Annotated in this window: 17 protein-coding genes and 3 pseudogenes; 8 read left to right on the top strand and 12 right to left on the bottom strand. The window is 48.7% G+C overall.

The features are described from left to right. The first annotated feature begins 7 nt into the window (after positions 1-7). The 3 genes from silR (at position 8) to silE (ending at position 2,838) form a co-directional block, all read left to right on the top strand. Entirely contained in the window at positions 8-688 is a 681-nt protein-coding gene (gene silR / locus HV229_RS04030; RefSeq protein WP_000697970.1) for a copper/silver response regulator transcription factor SilR, read from the top strand. Then, complete coding sequence (silS, locus tag HV229_RS04025; RefSeq protein WP_001548141.1) at positions 681-2,156, top strand: copper/silver sensor histidine kinase SilS; 1,476 nt, start codon at positions 681-683, stop codon at positions 2,154-2,156. The genes silR and silS overlap by 8 nt, the downstream gene beginning before the upstream one ends. Positions 2,157-2,406: 250 nt before the next feature. Beyond that, a complete protein-coding gene (gene silE / locus HV229_RS04020) occupies positions 2,407-2,838 on the top strand; it encodes a silver-binding protein SilE (protein ID WP_000790483.1) in 432 nt (143 codons plus the stop codon). 788 nt (positions 2,839-3,626) lie between these two features. Here silE and HV229_RS04015 read toward each other — a convergent pair. Continuing rightward, complete coding sequence (locus HV229_RS04015; RefSeq protein WP_042998086.1) at positions 3,627-4,547, bottom strand: bifunctional helix-turn-helix transcriptional regulator/GNAT family N-acetyltransferase; 921 nt, start codon at positions 4,545-4,547, stop codon at positions 3,627-3,629. 551 nt (positions 4,548-5,098) lie between these two features. Between HV229_RS04015 and HV229_RS04010 the strand changes: the two genes are divergently transcribed. The 4 genes and pseudogenes from HV229_RS04010 to HV229_RS03995 all read left to right on the top strand — a co-directional run. Then, positions 5,099-5,917 (top strand): hypothetical protein, encoded by an 819-nt coding sequence (locus tag HV229_RS04010; RefSeq protein WP_042998087.1) that lies wholly within the window; start codon positions 5,099-5,101, stop codon positions 5,915-5,917. A gap of 160 nt (positions 5,918-6,077) precedes the next feature. Beyond that, positions 6,078-6,476, top strand: a pseudogene (locus HV229_RS04005) (Tn3 family transposase); the annotation flags it as partial. A 148-nt stretch (positions 6,477-6,624) separates the two neighbouring features. After that, positions 6,625-6,879: pseudogene (locus HV229_RS04000) on the top strand (Tn3 family transposase); the annotation flags it as partial. Positions 6,880-6,944: 65 nt separating this feature from the next. Next, positions 6,945-7,175, top strand: a pseudogene (locus HV229_RS03995) (serine recombinase); the annotation flags it as partial. 66 nt (positions 7,176-7,241) lie between these two features. Here HV229_RS03995 and HV229_RS03990 read toward each other — a convergent pair. Further along, positions 7,242-8,141 carry an integrase domain-containing protein gene (locus HV229_RS03990; protein WP_006786007.1) on the bottom strand — a complete coding sequence of 300 codons (900 nt, stop codon included), beginning with the start codon at positions 8,139-8,141 and terminating at the stop codon, positions 7,242-7,244. 1,332 nt (positions 8,142-9,473) lie between these two features. On the opposite strand from HV229_RS03990, the gene HV229_RS03985 reads away from it, so the two are divergent. Further along, on the top strand, positions 9,474-9,782 hold the full coding sequence (locus tag HV229_RS03985; RefSeq protein ID WP_045332314.1) for a CPBP family intramembrane glutamic endopeptidase: 309 nt from the start codon (positions 9,474-9,476) through the stop codon (positions 9,780-9,782). Between the two features lie 62 nt (positions 9,783-9,844). On the opposite strand, the gene HV229_RS03980 is transcribed toward HV229_RS03985, so the two are convergent. The 10 genes from HV229_RS03980 to HV229_RS03935 form a co-directional block, all read right to left on the bottom strand. Beyond that, positions 9,845-10,339, bottom strand: a complete 495-nt coding sequence (locus HV229_RS03980; RefSeq protein WP_050149002.1) for a hypothetical protein — start codon at positions 10,337-10,339, stop codon at positions 9,845-9,847. Between the two features lie 199 nt (positions 10,340-10,538). After that, positions 10,539-11,810 carry a translesion error-prone DNA polymerase V subunit UmuC gene (umuC, locus tag HV229_RS03975; protein ID WP_042998093.1) on the bottom strand — a complete coding sequence of 424 codons (1,272 nt, stop codon included), beginning with the start codon at positions 11,808-11,810 and terminating at the stop codon, positions 10,539-10,541. Between the two features lie 2 nt (positions 11,811-11,812). After that, a complete protein-coding gene (gene umuD / locus HV229_RS03970) occupies positions 11,813-12,250 on the bottom strand; it encodes a translesion error-prone DNA polymerase V autoproteolytic subunit (protein ID WP_045332329.1) in 438 nt (145 codons plus the stop codon). A gap of 685 nt (positions 12,251-12,935) precedes the next feature. Then, on the bottom strand, positions 12,936-14,456 hold the full coding sequence (locus HV229_RS03965) for a conjugal transfer protein TraG N-terminal domain-containing protein (RefSeq protein ID WP_042998094.1): 1,521 nt from the start codon (positions 14,454-14,456) through the stop codon (positions 12,936-12,938). Between the two features lie 2 nt (positions 14,457-14,458). After that, on the bottom strand, positions 14,459-14,797 hold the full coding sequence (locus HV229_RS03960; RefSeq protein ID WP_032636816.1) for a hypothetical protein: 339 nt from the start codon (positions 14,795-14,797) through the stop codon (positions 14,459-14,461). Positions 14,798-14,807: 10 nt separating this feature from the next. Beyond that, complete coding sequence (locus HV229_RS03955) at positions 14,808-16,283, bottom strand: integrating conjugative element protein (protein WP_042998095.1); 1,476 nt, start codon at positions 16,281-16,283, stop codon at positions 14,808-14,810. Next, the gene (locus HV229_RS03950) at positions 16,283-17,275 is read right to left on the bottom strand and encodes a TIGR03756 family integrating conjugative element protein (RefSeq protein ID WP_042998096.1); all 993 of its coding nucleotides are present in this window, start codon (positions 17,273-17,275) and stop codon (positions 16,283-16,285) included. The genes HV229_RS03955 and HV229_RS03950 overlap by 1 nt, the downstream gene beginning before the upstream one ends. Further along, positions 17,272-17,670 carry a TIGR03757 family integrating conjugative element protein gene (locus HV229_RS03945; RefSeq protein ID WP_042998097.1) on the bottom strand — a complete coding sequence of 133 codons (399 nt, stop codon included), beginning with the start codon at positions 17,668-17,670 and terminating at the stop codon, positions 17,272-17,274. The genes HV229_RS03950 and HV229_RS03945 overlap by 4 nt, the downstream gene beginning before the upstream one ends. A gap of 224 nt (positions 17,671-17,894) precedes the next feature. Continuing rightward, on the bottom strand, positions 17,895-18,638 hold the full coding sequence (locus tag HV229_RS03940; RefSeq protein ID WP_042998098.1) for a hypothetical protein: 744 nt from the start codon (positions 18,636-18,638) through the stop codon (positions 17,895-17,897). After that, positions 18,623-19,018, bottom strand: a complete 396-nt coding sequence (locus HV229_RS03935; RefSeq protein WP_042998099.1) for a hypothetical protein — start codon at positions 19,016-19,018, stop codon at positions 18,623-18,625. Before HV229_RS03935 ends, HV229_RS03940 begins: the two co-directional genes overlap by 16 nt. Positions 19,019-19,349 lie beyond the last annotated feature (331 nt).

Raw genomic sequence — 19,349 nt, 5'->3', positions numbered from 1 at the left:
GAGCAAGATGAAAATATTGATCGTCGAAGACGAAATTAAAACAGGTGAATATCTCAGCAAAGGGCTTACAGAAGCAGGGTTCGTAGTGGATCACGCTGATAATGGTCTTACCGGATATCATCTCGCCATGACCGCCGAGTATGATTTAGTCATTCTGGATATCATGCTACCTGATGTGAACGGCTGGGATATCATCCGTATGCTGCGCACTGCCGGAAAGGGTACGCCGGTCTTACTGCTGACGGCCCTGGGCACGATCGAACACAGGGTCAAAGGACTGGAGCTGGGTGCGGACGATTATCTGGTTAAACCCTTTGCGTTTGCCGAACTGCTCGCCCGGGTGAGAACTCTTCTGAGGCGGGGAAACACGATGATCACGGAAAGCCAGTTTAAGGTGGCTGACCTCTCTATTGATCTCGTATCCAGAAAAGTCAGCCGCGCCGGGAACCGCATTGTGCTCACCAGTAAAGAGTTCAGCCTGCTGGAATTCTTCATTCGCCATCAGGGAGAAGTTCTTCCCCGCTCCCTGATTGCCTCTCAGGTCTGGGACATGAATTTTGACAGCGACACTAACGCGATTGATGTCGCAGTAAAGCGACTCCGCGCTAAAATAGACAACGATTACGAGACAAAACTGATCCAGACAGTGCGGGGCGTGGGCTACATGCTGGAGATCCCGGATGCATAGCAAACCGTCCAGACGACCTTTCTCACTCGCTCTGCGGCTGACCTTTTTTATCAGCCTGTCCACAATACTGGCGTTTATCGCCTTCACCTGGTTTATGCTGCATTCTGTTGATAAGCATTTTGCCGAGCAGGATGTCAGCGATCTGCAACAAATCAGCACCACACTAAACCGTATCCTGCAGTCTCCGGTTGATCCGGATGAAAAGAAAATAAGCAAAATAAAGGAATCGATCGCCAGCTACCGTAACGTTGCTCTTTTGCTACTTAATCCCCGGGGAGAGGTGCTGTACAGCTCTGTGCAGGGGGCTGCTTTACGCTCTGCTGTGAGTTCAGCCGATTTTAGCGAGCATAGCCGTGCACGTGATGTCTTTCTCTGGACGGTGGAGGATCCTGCGAGACCGATGGATACCGGGTCTGAAATGAAGATGGAAACATACCGGATTATCGCCTCCTCTGGCCAGGCGATATTTCAGGGCAAACAGCAGAATTATGTCATGCTGACTGGCCTCTCCATTAATTTCCATCTCCATTACCTCGATGCGCTGAAAAAAAATCTGATTGCGATCGCCGTCGTGATAAGCCTGCTGATTGTTCTGATCATTCGCATCGCTGTCCGTCAGGGGCACCTGCCCCTTCGTAATGTCAGCAATGCCATTAAAAACATCACCTCCGAGAATCTTGATGCGCGGCTGGAACCGACACGCGTTCCCATTGAGCTGGAGCAACTGGTTATCTCGTTCAATCATATGATTGGAAAGATTGAGGACGTCTTTACCCGCCAGGCCAATTTCTCTGCCGATATCGCGCATGAGATCAGAACGCCCATCACCAATCTGGTGACGCAGACTGAAATCGCACTGAGTCAGGATCGAACCCAGAAGGAACTTGAGGATGTCCTCTACTCCAGTCTTGAAGAGTATAACCGGATGACCAAAATGGTCAGCGACATGCTGTTTCTGGCACAGGCGGACAATAACCAGCTTATACCTGACAGGGTCCGTTTTGACCTCAGAGCAGAAGTCATGAAAGTCTTCGAGTTTTTCGAAGCCTGGGCCGAAGAACGCAATATCACGCTCAAATTTAACGGGATGCCCTGCCTGGTTGAGGGAGATCCACAAATGTTCAGAAGAGCGATCAATAATCTGTTATCCAATGCCCTGCGTTATACCCCGGAGGGACAGGCCATCACCGTCTCAATAAGAAAGCAGGAGAGCTTTTTTGACCTTGTGATTGAAAATCCAGGGAAACCGATCCCTGAAGAACATTTATCAAGGCTGTTTGACCGTTTTTATCGGGTGGATCCATCCAGACAACGAAAAGGAGAAGGCAGCGGCATCGGCCTTGCGATTGTGAAGTCAATCGTGGAAGCACATCACGGAAGAGTGCAGGTGGAATCAGACGTACGCTCCACGCGTTTTATCTTATCCGTGCCCAGACTGGAGAAAATGATCCCGGAAACCCAATGCTGAAAATAAAGATGTAAATGACAAAGATGTCATTAGCCTGTCATGCAGCAAACAGAAGCCATTCGATATAATTAGTGCAACTTATCAGGAAGGCTGGATTGCTTCATCAATACCCGGCGTCAGAGTACGCCAGGAAATGAATATCCAGCCCTCTTCCGGAGAAATAAACGCTGCCGAACTTGTTTCAGTTATGGAACTGAAAACATCGGTTGTACTTCCCCGGACATCACTAATTCAGAAATGGAGAGTTATCATGAAAAATATCGTATTAGCATCTTTGCTGGGCTTTGGTTTAATTTCATCGGCCTGGGCCACTGAAACCGTGAATATCCATGATCGCGTCAACAATGCACAGGCTCCTGCTCACCAGATGCAGTCTGCTGCGGCTCCTGTCGGGATCCAGGGGACTGCTCCTCGTATGACCGGTATGGACCAGCATGAACAGGCCATTATTGCTCATGAAACCATGACGAACGGCTCGGCGGATGCGCACCAGAAAATGGTGGAAAGTCATCAGAAGATGATGGGAAATAACACGGTATCCACGACCGTCCCGTCAACGTCTTACGCGGCGATGAATGAGCATGAAAGAGCAGCGGTTGCCCATGAATTCATGAATAACGGGCAATCCGGCCCACATCAGGCCATGGCCGAAGCGCACCGCCGCATGATCAATGCAGGCTGAATGCGACGGTAGTATCCGTGCTGTTACCTTTTCCCTGATAGATTTTCCTGAAACAACGTTGCTACATTTTTGCCCCCGTCAGGGGGCTTTTTTGTCTGACTCAGCTACACTTAACCGGTACCTGTCTGAAAGGAATTATTATAGGGGTCTGACGCTCAGTGGAACGAAAACTCACGTTAAGCGATTGTGGCTGAGAAAAACCAAAGGATCCGGCGAGGATCCTTTGGTGTGCTGACATGACCAGTTTCTTTTGGGATATTTTTTCCCTGCATGAAGTCCTTTATATCCTGATCATAATGCCATTAAAAATTCTATGCTATGGCTTCGCTATTTTAGACATTCCCTAACAGCTTTGTCTAAATCCGCCACATAAATTGGGGTAGGATGCCCAGATTTCATTTTCCATACAGTATATCCTCCCTTTGTTGCTTTGCCGCGCAGCTCTGTCTGCTTTCCTTCTGTGATTGACCTGCCCGGGGTCCGCTTGGAAAACGGAAAATATCCAACGCTAAGCGCGTTATTTATTCTTGGTTCAATTTATTGAACCAGCAAAACGTTACTTAGGCATTTAGTATATAGCCTCGGGCGTCGAGACTATATACTAAATGCCCCAGGGGCGAACTAACTGGTGACACTGGGCATACTTAGCTGATTTTTACGCTTTATGGCAACATCCTCCTGTGAGGATGTTGCATCGGCCAGTTGAATTCACAGTGAAAAGCGGACTTTTACGGACAACACCGAATTGTGAAGATGTCAGGGAGACAGATGAATTCTATTTTAGAATTCTAAAGTTTTTTCAGCATATAAACGTTGCAACTGTGGTGCCCGGTATTACCCAGTCTTTCAGATAAGTAATCGAACCCGAAAGCTTCGTACAGACGTATAGCATCTTTCAACTGGTGAAGCGTTTCAAGATAGCAAGCCTGATATCCCATCGAGGCGGCCTGGGACATAATGAAGGCAATCATGCGTCTACCTATCCCCATGCCTTTTATGTCGCTGCTGAAAAAGAGCTTCTGCATTTCACAAATACCTGTTTCACCGAAGAGTGGTGCAAATCCTGCTCCTCCGACAATTTTACCTTTGGCTTCTGCAACCCAGTATCCAGAGCCGGGATGTCTGTAGACGTCACTTAAACTTTCAAGTTCCGGATCGTGAAGGCTAACTCCTTCCAGATGATCGATTTGATTTTCCCGAAAGCTATTACGTATGACTTCAGCTATTGCAGCATTATCACTGGCTTCAATAGTTCGAAAAGTTAAACCCACTTCACGCTGGCGGCGTGCATTACGCAGGCTATGAGAGAACCCGGTAATGGTTCTGAAAAATTCTTCCACCTCTTTATCTGACGATGAGGCAAGAGCTTCCTGGGTAAATTTGTCGGCATTTTCTTCCAGAGACAAGAGAACCTGTTTTCCGGAATCACTCAAAGCGAACGTTGATGCTCTGCCATCCTGCATGTCATGTATTCTGAGAAGATGCCCGTCCTCTATCAATCTGCGAAGCGTTCGGCTCATACTAGCTTTTTCAACACAAAGCCTCGCCGCCAGTTCCGTAGCTCCTAAAGCCTCTCGATCAAGTTCAATGAGAATATGACTTTGGAGAGGTGATAGTTCGGTTCCGCTGCTTTTGCGGCTTAGCATGCCGAGTTCTCTTACCATTTCCCGCAATGCTGCACGAAATTCGCGTACTTTATCTTTACCCATTTTAAAATCCACATTAACCATTACGACTGACGACATACACAAACTAGTTAACAGGGTTAACTTGTTTGTGTATCATACTATGAAATTGCATAATCAGGTCGCTCATTATGAATAAAAAAAGTTCTGAGGATAAGGTGGCTCGCCGCATAGTTACATTGACAATTATTGCCATGCTTTCCATGTATATAGCTGTTTTAATTAGTCATTTTACTTAGTAAGATGCGAATAAGCATACGGTAGCGGAGCACGCATTACCTGGAAAATTATTTTAAAGCATACCGCCCCGTCTAAGCATGCTGCTCTCTTCTGTCACAGGTGGACGCATTTAAAATTTTTGAAGATGCAACATAAGTCAGTCAGGACTCTCTTTGTGCGGAAGCGTTCTTCCAGGTGCCGGGTTTAAGGTGCACAGGTTCGATTTATCGCTCACAGCAATGTCTGGATGCGTAATGACACCTATAAAAGATTGAGACTGAACTCAACTAAACTTGTGGTGTAAAAATTAATACATTGATAATTATAAAATCATCAAGCAGAGAAGGAATTTAAAATTGAAGAAAAAATTACTCTTTGTCACAGACCTATATTACCAGGCCAAAGGCAGAATCTATTATGAAGAAGATATGTTTCTCTCGGAAAAATTAGGTCAGTTTTTCGACTTGTGTCTTTGTCATCCCAAGTCAGCAACATCATTTATAGAAAATTCGAACGTTATCCTTTTCAGAAACACCGGTCCGGTAATGAATTTTGCCAGTCAGTACAACGAATTCAGGAGTAAGGCACTTGATACAGGCTCCAGGGTGTTTAACCAGCTTTCCGGTAAAGCGGACATGAAAGGGAAAAACTACCTGATTGAACTGACAAAAGCGGGATATCCAGTAATCCCGTCAGTTGATCGGCATAAAGATCTCAAATCACTTCCTGCTGTTGATAATTATATAGTCAAGCTTAAGCAAGGTGCGGACTCACTGGGGATGAATTTTGTCAGTGCCGACGAGCTTTCGCGCACAGAATTGACGGGCAGGCTCGTTCAGCCCGTAATTGACTTTGTATATGAAGTTTCGTTTTACTTTATAAATCATCAATTTCAGTATGCGCTATATGCACCAAATCCGGATGAACGGTGGCGGCTTGAACCCTATATCGCGACTCCTTCTGACCTGAAGTTTTCCCGCCGATTTATAGACTGGAATGGAATTGATTACGGCATACAGAGAGTCGATGCCTGCAGAACAAAGGATGGCGATCTTTTGCTTATGGAACTTGAGGATCTGAATCCTTATCTTTCTTTGGAACTACTGGATGACGAGACACGAGATTCATTCGTCCAAAATTTATCCAGCGCCTTAATTGCATACGCAGCAACCTAATTTTGTGCCCGCAAAGGATGAAGTGCCCTTCAGGAAGAAATTTAATCTCAGGGACTTACCTTACTGAGGGGCAGTCCTAGACTCTTCCAATCCTTGAACAGACTGCAATGGCGGGGGCAGTATGCAGACCTATTTCCCTGCAGCGGCTTTTGCTGATCAGGTCAATCTTAAATACGGTCAGGAGCCAGGCGTGCAGATTTATACGCATATTTCGGACCAATACAGCCCGTTTTACACCAAAGTCATCAGCCGCGTGCGGGATTCAACACACGTAATTGATGGTCTGCTGTACCACGAAACTGATCTGGAAATTACAGAGCATTACACTGACACAGCAGGTTTCACTGAGCATGTTTTCGCGCTAATGCATCTGCTCGGATTCGCTTTTGCGCCAAGGATCCGGGATCTTCATGACAAACGGCTGTTTATTCATGGTAAAGCTGAGTTGTATCAGGGGCTTCAGTCAATCATCTCGACAACCAGCCTGAATCTAAAGGAAACTGAAACCCACTGGCATGAGGTGCTGCGTCTGGCAAGTTCTATAAAGCAGGGAACGGTCTGGGATGGGAACATATCAACCTGAGCGGGGATTACGTCTGGAGAACGAACCTCAAACTGGGACAGGGTAAGTACCGCGCATTACGCTCAGTGAATAGTAATCTGTACAAAAAACAGGCTTAGCGTAGGATAATTTCCGTTTTCCAAGCGGACCCCTAAGAAAACGATATACCGACGGTCAGGAAGATCAACTGGGCGCACTGGGGCTGGTCACTAACGCCGTCGTGTTATGGAACACTATGTATATGCAGGCAGCCCTGGATCATCTCCGGGCGCAAGGTGAAACACTGAATGATGAAGATATCGCACGCCTCTCCCCGCTTTGCCACGGACATATCAATATGCTCGGCCATTATTCCTTCACGCTGGCAGAACTGGTGACCAAAGGACATCTGAGACCATTAAAAGAGGCGTCAGAGGTAGAAAACGTTGCTTAACGTGAGTTTTCGTTCCACTGAGCGTCAGACCCCTGTTAGCCGCAATTGCTCGTAAAGATTATGAAGATCGCCGCAGAAGGCAGATGGAGGGAATTACAAGCGCCAGGGAGAAGGGAAAATACAGGGGAAGGCTGGCAGACAAGGAAAAACATGAATTAATAAGAACTCTCCGCAAGAAAAACGGAAAGTCAATAAACGAAACGGCAAGGCTCGCTGGCGTATCACGCATGACCGTTATTAGAGCATGTAAGAATAAAGATTGATTTTGAATAAGCCACAGCCCTGATTGTGCTGTGGCGTTACATCCTAAAATTGAAGTGTAAAAACGTCTATTCTGTTTCCCCACGAAAATAAACCTGTTTGATATACCGCCCCCGGCCATCTCCGTGGCCTAGGTCCATTGAAACTAATGCCTCGGCTTCGTCTCGACTCATTCCATTTTTAATATGATGATTTACAGCATCCCGTGAGTAAGCATAACGTAAACTGTGCGGCGCATTTTTACCATTCATCCCTGCCTCTCTTACAATATTTCGGTAACGATCAATTGCGGTATGCAGAGAGGGTTTATCAATCAGCTTTCCGTTATGTTCACTGACATAATGAATTGCCTTATCCAGAATTGATAAAACTTTTTCACGATTGAAAACTGTTGTTTCTCTCGGCCGCCCGCCTTTCGTCCCGAAAACAACACGGACACGCTCATTATTGTTAATCAATGACTGCTTCCATGTTTTTAACGACTTTGCGGACTGCACGGTTTCTTCCGTTCTCAATCCAAGATATCGGGAAAGTTGTACCGCGAGCGCAACACCTTCATCTTTTTTAAGCGCAAAATTCACAACCGCATTAAGTTTTTCATCTGTAATAGGGAGTTTAGTTCCATCCCGGTTAGCACCAGAAATTCCCAGGGCCTGATTACTCAGGCTGGTATGATTGGGATCGGCCAGTTTATTTCTCCCTGCTGATAATAAAACAGAGCGGATAGCAGACATCTCATTCTGTAACGTCCGGAGAGACAAACTGTCTGCCTTCCTGCTCTCAATATACTTTTCAATATGGGAAGTTTTGATATGTTTTACGTCCCTAATCTGAATATTCAGTTCAGACAGACGTTCAGAAAAACGTTCTGCAATTCTTGAGCGGTCAGCCACAGTTTTATAACTTCCCCGTCCCTGACGAGCAAGTGTGACAAGTTGTTTGCACAGCTGTTTACTGAATCTGGACATTCCTATATCTCCACAGGGATACACGTCCCTCGGCTTGTAAATAAGCGGACGGATCTGTACCCCAGTAATTCATCCCCGACGACACGGTTGCTTTTGCGCTTCCTGCGTCTCAACTGGTATCTGTGCATCGGGGCGGCGAATTGTTGAGTTCTTGCGAGGCACCCCAGATCTCTGATCTGTTTGCTGCTTATGCAGAGCTGACTTACGTCAAGCTGCCTCCAACACTACTGTTCGTAGTGTCGCCATCGATACCGAGTCGATTTCCTCCTTACTGATAGTTGAACGTTCAGACGGCCTTCCGTCGTGCTTACGTTGATGTAAAAGTGAGTTTAATACCGTACTGACACGGACTACATGTTGGTCAGATGGTAGTAAAATGTTGAAAACCACGTCGTACGTGGGTTGAGACGTTATGCGCTGCGCGCGTCACTTGGTAGTGTCTTCGCCACTTCACAAGTGACGCCGCGCAGCTTCGTGCTCCTAATGCAACTCCGTAAGCGGCCAAATGTACCAAATGGCCTTATCCGTCGATGCAAAAGTCGTACGAAACTCAGGGCGTATCACTGCAAATGAGAAGACGTTGAACTGATGCCGTTCACAGAACGGAAGTGAATTGAAACTGGCAGATTTGCTACACAGTAAACCTTCATCGCCGCGTCATAGTGCGCTTTCATAGACGATATCTGCTTTCAAAGGTGAGCAGATTTGCCACATTTTTCATGTACTCCCTTTCAGGCTTAGAGAGTTTTATTGTGCAGTCACCCGAAGGCGCTCCTCACAGACTGCCGGAACATTGGTGGTCGCAGCTTAAGTGCGACTGTAGCCACCCGAAGGCGCTCATCACAGGCTACAAGAGCATTGGTGGTCGCCAGTGCGACAGTACAACAGTTTGATAGTACCAACAGGGAAAAACGACGTCAAATGAATGTAGACATCGTTTTTTGGGTGAGTAATATGTAGTTTTCTCCGATGAAAGTGGTTGATATGGATATTTTAAAACAACGCCTTATGATTCTGATTTTCGGATTATCTAACTTTTTATTCTTTTATTTATTATTAACCTCTATTGATCTAAATATATTCTTAATGACTAGGCTTGATTTCTCAATATTACATTTGCAGATAATTAAGCCTCTGATGATGCTTTTAATTTTTTTATCCATAACTCACTTATTAAATAACACCTCACTCTACCAAGGATTAACCTGGGGAAAACCTAACAAGCAGTCATTTGTTTTTTTCTTGCTCATAATTATTGCTTACACTGCTTCATAGTACCTTACGCCGAAAGAACCCTTCGTTACAGAATTTACTAAAGGTTTGTCACATGAAATGGCAGCTGTAAAAATCGCAGCCACAATTATTATTTTCCCTCTACTGGAGGAACTGGTTTTCAGAGGAATTATCCTGAGTTCTTTTTTAAACGCTCTTGGTGAAAAGGCGGGCTATATCATCGGTGGGCTGACAGTTTCTGTTTTGTTTGCAGTTATACACACACAGTATTCATTGCCCACCAAAATCCAAATGTTTTCACTTTCATTAATTTTCTGTGGAGCAAGATATCAAAGCAGAGGGCTTCTTTTACCAATTCTACTGCATGCTTTTTGTATCGCGCTTGGCCTATATATTGAGTTAAAATAAACCAACTACAAAAGGTAGTTATCATTAACACATAATGATAACTACCTTTTCCCGATAAAATATCACTCACCTATAGCCACGGAATGAATTTCCTTCATCAACTTCTGTACGCCAGAACCCGATAGCCTTTCTGCAGATGCCGATGAATATGTTATATAGAGTTTACTCCCACTCCCGTTTTTTTCAATTTCTACATCTAAATGATCGTTATCATTCCAGTCAGATCCCATTTTATAATAGCTACCAGGTATTGCCTCCCAAACTGGATGTGCATCATCTTCAGCGGCCGCTTTCCATGCCCCGTCATTAGAGCTATTCCGTAAACTATCCAGCTCCTGACTTGACATAAACTTGTAATGTCTTTTTATTCTGGCAGCAGCAGTATCTACATCAACAGCTACAGTATAATTTTTAGACTTGGATTCTTTTTTTAATGACTGAGGTAAATGCATTGGTGTCGTAACATCAGTTGATGGGTTAGAGTTTCCCCTCAAAGAGTTCATTATACCTGAAGCACCATCACTGATTTTCTTATTTGTATCTGCTATTTCCTGCATGCTACAGGCTGTGACAAGAACAGGAATTATTAAAATGGCGGTAAGACTCCTCACGATCCATATCCTCCAAACATATTTACTAAAAAAGCGGTCAATGAAAAGTACGCTTGACTTATTCACCATGTAACAGACTGTAAACCCTGCCGTATAGAGTTTGTAATGTCAATGGTGCGGTTTCGAGCAAATATAAAAAAGATGATTACCTTACTCTGACAATATCATCCAATCTGGTTGTAAAAGCGGGCGAAAGTCTTTCTCTTCGCATCTTCCAGCCTGTGGCATCACTTTTAATGCCCTGCCCTGCAAACCAGACTGAACCCTTACCAGAGCTGTTAATGCTGTCTATGAGTGTCATTAATTCATCGCTATTACGATGAGGCTGAAGGTCACCGAACAGGGTAAGTTGTGGTACTGCCGCGCTGCGAAAATCGGTGAGAATTACACCTGCGCGTTGATAACGATGCCCCGGGATGAATATTGTTTCAAGAGCTCTTACAGCCGCCTTGATGATATCCCGGGAATCACGGGCCGGAACAGCAAGCTCCGTTACAGCCTGATTTTTATAGAACGATTCATTCTCTGCAAAGGGACTGGTACTGATGAATACCGCTACGCGTTTACAAAACTGGTGCTCTGCGCGTAACTTTTCTGCTGCACGTTCGGCATGAGCGCAGACGGCCTGATGGATGCTGAATTCATCTGTAGGTTTTTCTCCAAAGGAGCGGGAGCATATGATTTGCTCCTTTGGAGCTGTAAACTCTTCAAGGCCCAGGCAGGGCGTGCCGTTGAGTTCTCTTACTGTTCGTTCAACAACCACTGAAAATTGCTTACGAATAAATGAAGGAGACAGCTCAGACAGCTGGAGTGCATTGTTAATCCCCATCAACTGCAATTTTTTACCGAGCCGACGGCCAATACCCCAGACCTCTTCGACTGGCACCAAGGCCATTAACTTTCGCTGTCGCCCTATATTGCTCAGGTCAACTACTCCTCGCGTAGCTGGCCAGCGTTTACTTGCATATTGGGCCAGTTTAGCCAGAGTTTTCGTTGGGCCTATCCCCACCCCCACGGTAAGGTGTGTCCTGCGCCTGATCTGCTCACGTATCTGATGGCCAAAAACCTCAAGTGATAAAAGACCACTTACTCCCGTAAGATCGCAAAAGGCTTCATCAATACTGTATATTTCTACGCGGGGAGCTAACATCTGCAAAATAGTCATCACTCTGTCAGACATGTCAGCATAAAGGCTGTAATTACTGGAAAAGGCAACAACGCCTCTTCTTTCCGCCTCGCGGCCAACCTTGAACCAAGGGTCACCCATTTTTAGCCCAAGTGACTTCGCAGCTGCTGAACGGGCTATTATGCATCCATCATTATTGGATAGTACAACCACAGGTTTGCCACGGAGGTCTGGCCTGAAAACGGTTTCGCATGAAGCATAAAAAGAATTCACATCGACCAGCGCAAACATGCTCAGGCATCCCGGAATTTGAAGGAGTGAACGAGATGACGTACCACACCAAAGACCACTGTTTCTATATCCTCAGTAAGGGGGATTGAAGAATAAGCTGGATTAGCCGGGACCAGAGCTGGTGATGGCAAGAGCTGAAGCCTCTTACAGGTAAACTCCCCATCTACGGCTGCAATGACAATGTCACCGTGCTTTGCCTCACGAATACACTCCACTATTAGTAAATCACCGTCTTTAATCCCGGCATTAAGCATCGAATCCCCCTCTGCTCGCACCAGATAGGTACTTTCCGGATAGCGGATGCAAAGGTCATCGAGGGAAAGACGTTTTTCGACATAATCCTGTGCTGGAGAAGGGAAACCACATGAAACCCCATCACCAAACAACGGAACGCATGCCAGTGATTGATTGCTACCTGTAAGTCTGGCGATCGCCGCCATCATCAAAACCGGTGTGTTTGCTGAATTTTTCTGCGAAATTTTATCCCAACACATCGTCTGTTCTAAAGGAATTGGCATAACTCGCCCCCTCAAATTATACTGTTTATAAATACAGTATAATAATGCATTTTCAACGATGACAAGCTGTAACTATCTTGAAAAAAGTAACCTGATGAGTTTTAAAGAATTAATTAGCGTTCTCAGTCAGGTATCATGGATGTTCGTAATTGCTCAAAAATTCCGCTATAGTCCCTTTAGAATTCATGTAATTCGGAGGGGGAGATGTATCAGTCTCAAGAGAAACGCGCCTGGAATCGTGGCGTCCGTTTTGCGGGTATATGGAAACGAGCCAGAACTACTCTATCAAACTGGGATAAATGGTGTGTGTCGTGGGCGGCTACTCATCGTCTACCGTATTGGTGTGGGCATATCCCAATGATACCCATTGCATGTTTTGTAATCCTCACTTTTGGATCATTGTTTCTCATTGGTGCCGTGCTCTCACCTCATAGAAAACATCTCTCCGAAAGTGAAAAAGCACCATGTGGGAACTTTATGGGAGAGCAGCCAGGTTATGGAAAATATCGTGATGGCCAGCATGGATGGGGATGGTACGACGCTGCAGGGCGTATGGTTAACGAGGATGAGTAAGGGTTCCCCCTTACTCATTTGTGACAATTTACCCTTACTTCATAGCTTTATTTGCAACAGCATTAGCTCCTGCCTCTCCCAACTTACCTCCAGAACTTTCAGCTTTTGCTGTTCCTTGCTGATATGCTGAGCTTAAAGCATTCCCGATGGTAACTCCTGCCCATGATAATGCCCCTAACCAAACGGCAGGAAGTACAAGAAACATAGTGCCCATAACCAGATTCATAATAAGGTCATCGGTACTGTTCTGTAGTCCCGCCATATTGAACCGACTGTGTGTATCCGAACTGTACAACGCGGTTAACAGCCAGCTGTCGAGCCAGCGCGCCAGTTCCCACCAGAATGTCAGGAAGTTAAGAGCAAACATAACAAAGGTCAACGTAATAACGGTTTTGAATTCGTAGGCCGCAAATGCCAGAATCAGCGGTAGCATGACATATATTGCCATCAGCAGGATAGCCTGCACCATTGGCAGCGCCTGCCGCATCGCATCGAACGCCGGGAACGCGGCCAGACTGCCGAGGGAAGTCCCGGCGACGGACGCCACGCGTGCCGCTGCATTATCCAGGGTAAAATCGGCGTTACCTCCATAGCCGGCATACACGTGACCATTCTGTGAGACCGTCAGGCTTTCCGGGCTGACCAGACGACGGATGACGGCTTCCTGATAGTCACTGTCGTTAAAGCCTGACATTTTCATTGCGGCCGAGATACGCAGCCACATATCCGGATCAGCCTGGTCCTTCACGCGGGCTTTCAGACCGGTATCCGCACTGCTCCACCATTCGCTGCAGGTGGGATAGCCTCCTCTTCCGGTATTGGGTCGGCCGCTGTCCCGGCTGTCGGTCCATGGGAACGCAGCCCGGGGCAGTTTGGACTGCAACGAAGGATAATACCGGCTCAGGAATGTACTGCTGCCAATCCATTCGATATCACGCAGCGTGGTTTTGTCCTTTGTCTGGCCCTGATCCTGTTGCTTCCACAGATACAACGCAACCGAATAGCAGTCGTTGGTGAAGTCCTGCAGCTCCTGCGCCAGCGCTTTGTTGTCGATACGCGTATGCTGCACTTCAAAGCGGATCTGGCGCATGTCAGGGCGGCAGGGAATGGTCGCCACGGCCGCCTGGGTTACCCCTTTTGAGAGTTTATGAATCAGCACCCACCATACCGGTGCAGCAGCCGTCTGGTCGTTGAGACTGGTGACCACGCCGGCATAGCCGCTTTCATCCGGCGCTTTTGGCGTCCACACACCACAGCTCTTTGCCCGGGTTGTGTCGTACTGCATCGTACTGAGGCTGACATTAATCAGCGGTACGCAGCAGGCAATCATCACCAGGAAACCGGCATACAGCGCGTTCTCGATACGGGGCAGCGACAGCATCCCCTTGTTGCCTTCATCCTCCCCCTCTTCACGGACCTTCAGCCAGATCCCCACCACCTTAAACGCCAGCGGCAGGACAAAAAGCCCGGTGCTCAGCAGGACATTCCACAGGCCGTTATTGATCACCCAGCCGAGCAGCGTGAGAAAATACTCAAGATAGCTGTTTGTTGTCATCGTCAGGCTCCCGGACCGGTAAACATCGCGTACTCACACAACGCGATAAAAAGCACACTGACCACACTGATGCGCAGCAGCGGCCGCCGGTATGCCTCCCGGAAGCCCGGCGCATGCCGGATTTTCCAGAGGCCCCAGGCAACCAGCGCATACAGCGCCAGTCGCCACATCAGCCAGCCGTAACGCGTCGACTGCATCCAGCTCCGGAATGCAGCAGCTTCAGTCGGATGTTTCATGGCGGTGTCAGCCATCATCAGTGAGACCACCATGAACAGCGCCATGCAGGCGAGGAAGATGCCGGCACGGGTAAGGACTTTCCTGACAGTCGTTTTATTACGCATCCTTATTCCCTCATTCAGCCGACTGCGGCGCTGCCATCTGGTTGAAGCGACTGTCGGTATTGTCATCAGACTGGGTCTGCGGGTTGGTTTCGACGCGCTGGTTCTCCCTGTCGATAATGGTCAGCACCGAATTACGTGACAGTTCACGCTTCATCTCCATCTCGTTTTTCAGCGCCGCAATTTCCCGATCCAGCGCCTCAATACGCTGGCTGGCGGTATCAATGGCCTTTGGCTGGGCAGCGGCATTCGGCTCCGACATACCGGTAACCATCATGCGACGCATCAGCAGCGCCGTTTCCACCGTGTCAGACATGGCCAGTTCGCCTGCAAGGCGGGCGGTCAGGGCAGCATTATCCGGATCACGCTGCAGGGCTTTAATCACGCCGGCCGTCACCGGCAGTCCGCCTGTTTTCAGCTTCGCCAGATTCGCGGCCGTGGGCTTTTCCGTACCGTTGACGAGCCTGACCAGCTGCTCAGCGTTGGCTTTGGTTGCCTCCTCCAGCAGTGGGGCAAAGCCGGTGCCGGCAACGGTCGTACCGGGCTGGTCATCCGCATCACCGCTGGTACATTCGCTCGCGTTGGCACAGGTGCGCATCGAACGATCGCCCAGCACCTTCACGGTCATGGCCGCCGCCTCTTCCGCGCTGCCGAATTTAGAGCATGCGCCACCGTTACAGCTGCTTTCGCCGACAGTCGAATTAGCGGTGACAGGTAAACCGTTCATCATGTTGTAGCCGGCAGCAACAAGGTCATGGGTGACACGGATGGCGGGCTGCCCCGCCCCCCCACGTTTCTGACCACCAATCCAGTTGTTGCCCGACGTGCCGGTGACTTTCCGCCCCGCCTCATCTGCACGAACCGCATCAGTATCTCCGCTGTTCACAACAGACTTGTATTCATCCATCATGGCCTGCTGCGTCCAGTTACTGCTGTCGCTGAAGTCCATCATCTTTTTCGCCATGTTCTGGCAGTTGAGCTGCGCCTTGTCGAATGACACATTGGCCTGAAGAACGCCGTTGGTGAGCATGTCATACAGACCGGGGTTGGCCCGCTGAATGACCATCGCCGGCAGACTGGCCACCGCGCCGGTGGCCCCCTGAATCACGTCGCCCATCAGGTTTTTAAAGCCGGATGTGACGCCGTTGAGCTGGTTGCCGACGGTGGTTTTCAGATCAAAGTTGCCGCACATCAGGTCACTGCTCCAGCCGGTATTCAGCCCCAGCTTCTGCATATTGCCGCGCGTGGCCGGCTGGGAAATGACCGACCCGCCCCCGAGGGTGTAGAACAGTTTGTCCGATACCGCACCATCGACGGACTTGCCGTAACCGATGGCGCTGTTGTTCACCTGCGGCAGGGACATACCGAGAATGGTATTGTCATCATCGGCCGCGTGCGCGCCCGGGAGGACAGTCAGCAGGGAGCCGGTCAGCAGCAGGCTTACGCGAACGGCTGAAAATGAAGGTGATTTTTTCACGGTTTTCCTCATCAGATATCAGTGCTGCCCAGAAATTTCTGCCCGCGCTTTTTGCAGCAGCTGTAGGGCTGCCAGAGCGCAAAGGCTTCATTGTTATCGCTCGCGGCGGTGTGGCCCCCGTCCGGGAAGACGGCACATGACTGAGTCATGTGGGGAGCCAGCCGCTGCCATTTGTGATTTTGCGTGCCGGTGTTTTCCGTGACCTCGCCCGGTGGCCAGTACCCGTCATGGCGGTTGCCCTTAAGCACCTGATACACATGCGGCTGGCCGGCGCGGGTGATAATGTCTGCCACACGCTGTGCCACCACGGCAGAGGCTTTGTCATCATCGGTCTGGCTGATAAACCCCGAACGGGGATAGACGTTGCCCCACATGTTCGCCGCTGCCTGACTGCCGATTTCCCGCTGGCCGGGCACAAGCGCTTCCGGATACAGGGACTCCGGCACGCCCGTGCGCCAGGCCGCCGAATCCAGCGTACTCAGGAAGTAAGGCATTAACGGGGTGGCTGCGGTATCACAGGAATAGCCCGGAATACTGCCGCCAATCAGGGAGGTGGCCGGGTGGCCAATCGCATCGGCATACTTGAAACGAACGGCGGACTTGCGCTGGCCGGGATTTTTCATGTCGGCCGGATTGGCTCCTCCGGCAGAAACACCGGAAAGCCCGCTGGTCACGGCACTTTCCAGCCCGCCGGCGGTCTGGCTGACAAACGCCATTTCCTGCCACGGGTTGCCGCCCGGTGCGACATAGGTCGAAACGACTGCCTGTGGGATGAAGTGGGTGACCTTGACCGACGTGCGCACTTTGCAGCCAAAGGGGGTGCAGAACAGCCAGTAACAGATGCCACTCACACGCCAGCTTATACAGTTTTGCGACACGGCGCTGGCAATAATCTGCGCAGTGTTAAGTGCCGCAACAGCTGCCGGCGCGGTTGCCGTACCCAGCACCGTGGCAACCGCCAGCGAGCACACCGTGGTTCTGATGCGGGAAGGTTTTGTATTCACTGACCACCTCCCCGGTTACGCAGGGAAGTGGCCACGTCAACATCCGTGGTGCCGTACACCACATCGCGGTCATCAAACACCACGGCCGGCACTTTTTTAATGCCCAGTTCCCAGGCCCGGACCACCTGGCGATAGGAGTCATTCAGCTGCAGCTGTTTTTGTTGCCAGGCAGATGATGCCATAACCTGCCTGACCTGTGCTTCGGCCTGCTGCGGGTCTGCAGGCAGTTCCCCGAACATCTCGGCCTGCAGTTGGTCAGGACCATCAAGAAGGACCACCGGCACGTCCGGCGGCAGATTTGCCGGCAGATGCTGACTGTCGGTGAAGATGACCGTGCCGGCCAGTACGGATGCCGGCAGCAGAGCCGGCAGGAAAACAAGAGAGGTCAGTTTCATGAATCGGGACTCCGTCAGACTGAATCGCCTGACAGCGTGCCCGTGGCCGCTCAGAAAAGCCGTAATAAACTCACTATGCTGACTCAAAAATTAATCAGAGAGCTTATTAACCGAGCTTTATACTCGGCTTAAAGCAGGAAGCTTGACGGAATTCTCAGTCTGAGATGGGAGACTTCTATAAACAATAAAAAACCCGCCGAAGCGGGCCATACAGTAATTTTTATTCAGGTCATGAAACCAATTCTCTGGCAGGAGTCGCGGGATATGATCAGTACAATGAATTTTTGTACCGTAGTCTGAAGTTTATTCGGGTCCCAAGGAGATGTGTCAAACATACGCCCTTTATTCCATGGTAAGAAACCGGTATGTCTGCCAATCCCCTTCTCACCAAGAACATCTTCAAACGATTCACCCTTCTCGTTGTAGATCCGCACCTCGCCAGCACGAACCATCGGGCCAGCCCAAATTTGCGCGCCAGCTATGGTCTGCATATCATCACAAACCAAATGCTCATACCAGTTAAGCAAGAAAAGGTAAGTCCTGCTCATGATGCCCTTGCGATGGCTTTTGGGTTGAATGTATGCCCCTGCGACTTGAAAGCAGTCTATGCGCTGACCGTCCTCTACAAAGCTGTAGTTTCGAAGCCCTACCCGACCAGCGGTGACATTCTGGGTCTGATCAATAATCCCGGCGCGAAAAAGCTCCTGAATGGTGCTTTGTTCATCCAAACCATCATCTTCATGATCTAAAATGAGGTTGCTCAACTCTACATCCCCGATGCGTGCGCCCACACGCTCAATAAGAATATATCGAATAATGTCATCTTCAGGAGCAAGTATTTCATGCTCTGAAACTTTGAAAAGGGAGGTGGAGGCAAGGAGGTAGCCAGAACGAACAAAGAGAGTGGCTCCAGTATGAGGCCACTCTCTTAAATCTTTAGTGTAGGATTCTATCAGTGTAGGTGCCATTTCTCAGCAGAACCATTAACTTTTCTGGTGCTTATGATTCTACCATTAGTATCAAAGAAACGACGAATAGAATGTTCAATAACCTCAACAAAGCCGGCCATTACTTTAGTCAGCTCTGGGTACTGTTTTGCAGGTTTAACGATGAAACGGACGCGATCACCGAGCAGAACGGCTTCTGCTAGCGGCTTAACTGTGGCATCAGCGTTGTCCACATCATCCTTGAAAGTGACAATGAAGTGAAAGTCTTCAGGCGCAGCCATGCCTACATTGTCAAGAGTGCGCACCTGGAGCAAATGCTGCTTGAAGGCGTGCGTGGCAATGATGCTGGTATGATCACGAATTGTCTGAATTGAACGCTTTTCGTTCAGTACGTCGTGCATGTGTCCACCTTAGCTGTGGGCGCTTTGGCCTCTACAGCGAAAACCGCGAGCTCTTCAGTTGCTGCGGTCAACTAAACCGTGGGTGTAATTCACCTCTCCGGCGTTCTCCAGCTAGGGAGAAAAGGCTACGAGTATGCGTAGGTCTACATTTACTATTGACGGATTCGTCATTAGTTGACTAAATCTACGTCATTACTCGAAAATGATCAAGCCACTGGTAGGTGTTTTACCGAGCGACAAAGGGGGTTTGCTGGGCAGATTCTGTAAGGGAAAGTTGTGACTTCATACACTATCCCTTTACAAAAAGCAGCTAACTACGGCCTCATTAAAA

The sequence above is a fragment of the Citrobacter sp. RHBSTW-00524 genome (genome assembly GCF_013747755.1).
Classification (GTDB): domain Bacteria; phylum Pseudomonadota; class Gammaproteobacteria; order Enterobacterales; family Enterobacteriaceae; genus Citrobacter; species Citrobacter braakii.
This window is presented reverse-complemented; position numbering and strand designations above follow the sequence as displayed.

Excerpts from the sequence above, each read along its gene's own strand:
- silS (WP_001548141.1), top strand. The coding sequence starts at position 681 with ATGCATAGCAAACCGTCCAGACGACCTTTCTCACTCGCTCTGCGGCTG.
- HV229_RS03940 (WP_042998098.1), bottom strand. The coding sequence starts at position 18,638 with ATGGCACCTACACTGATAGAATCCTACACTAAAGATTTAAGAGAGTGG.
- HV229_RS03955 (WP_042998095.1), bottom strand. The coding sequence starts at position 16,283 with ATGAGGAAAACCGTGAAAAAATCACCTTCATTTTCAGCCGTTCGCGTA.
- umuC (WP_042998093.1), bottom strand. The coding sequence starts at position 11,810 with ATGTTTGCGCTGGTCGATGTGAATTCTTTTTATGCTTCATGCGAAACC.
- HV229_RS03935 (WP_042998099.1), bottom strand. The coding sequence starts at position 19,018 with ATGCACGACGTACTGAACGAAAAGCGTTCAATTCAGACAATTCGTGAT.
- HV229_RS03960 (WP_032636816.1), bottom strand. The coding sequence starts at position 14,797 with ATGCGTAATAAAACGACTGTCAGGAAAGTCCTTACCCGTGCCGGCATC.
- HV229_RS03965 (WP_042998094.1), bottom strand. The coding sequence starts at position 14,456 with ATGACAACAAACAGCTATCTTGAGTATTTTCTCACGCTGCTCGGCTGG.
- silE (WP_000790483.1), top strand. The coding sequence starts at position 2,407 with ATGAAAAATATCGTATTAGCATCTTTGCTGGGCTTTGGTTTAATTTCA.
- HV229_RS03990 (WP_006786007.1), bottom strand. The coding sequence starts at position 8,141 with ATGTCCAGATTCAGTAAACAGCTGTGCAAACAACTTGTCACACTTGCT.
- silR (WP_000697970.1), top strand. The coding sequence starts at position 8 with ATGAAAATATTGATCGTCGAAGACGAAATTAAAACAGGTGAATATCTC.
- HV229_RS03980 (WP_050149002.1), bottom strand. The coding sequence starts at position 10,339 with ATGCAGGAAATAGCAGATACAAATAAGAAAATCAGTGATGGTGCTTCA.
- HV229_RS03985 (WP_045332314.1), top strand. The coding sequence starts at position 9,474 with ATGGCAGCTGTAAAAATCGCAGCCACAATTATTATTTTCCCTCTACTG.
- umuD (WP_045332329.1), bottom strand. The coding sequence starts at position 12,250 with ATGGCGGCGATCGCCAGACTTACAGGTAGCAATCAATCACTGGCATGC.
- HV229_RS04015 (WP_042998086.1), bottom strand. The coding sequence starts at position 4,547 with ATGGGTAAAGATAAAGTACGCGAATTTCGTGCAGCATTGCGGGAAATG.
- HV229_RS03945 (WP_042998097.1), bottom strand. The coding sequence starts at position 17,670 with ATGAAACTGACCTCTCTTGTTTTCCTGCCGGCTCTGCTGCCGGCATCC.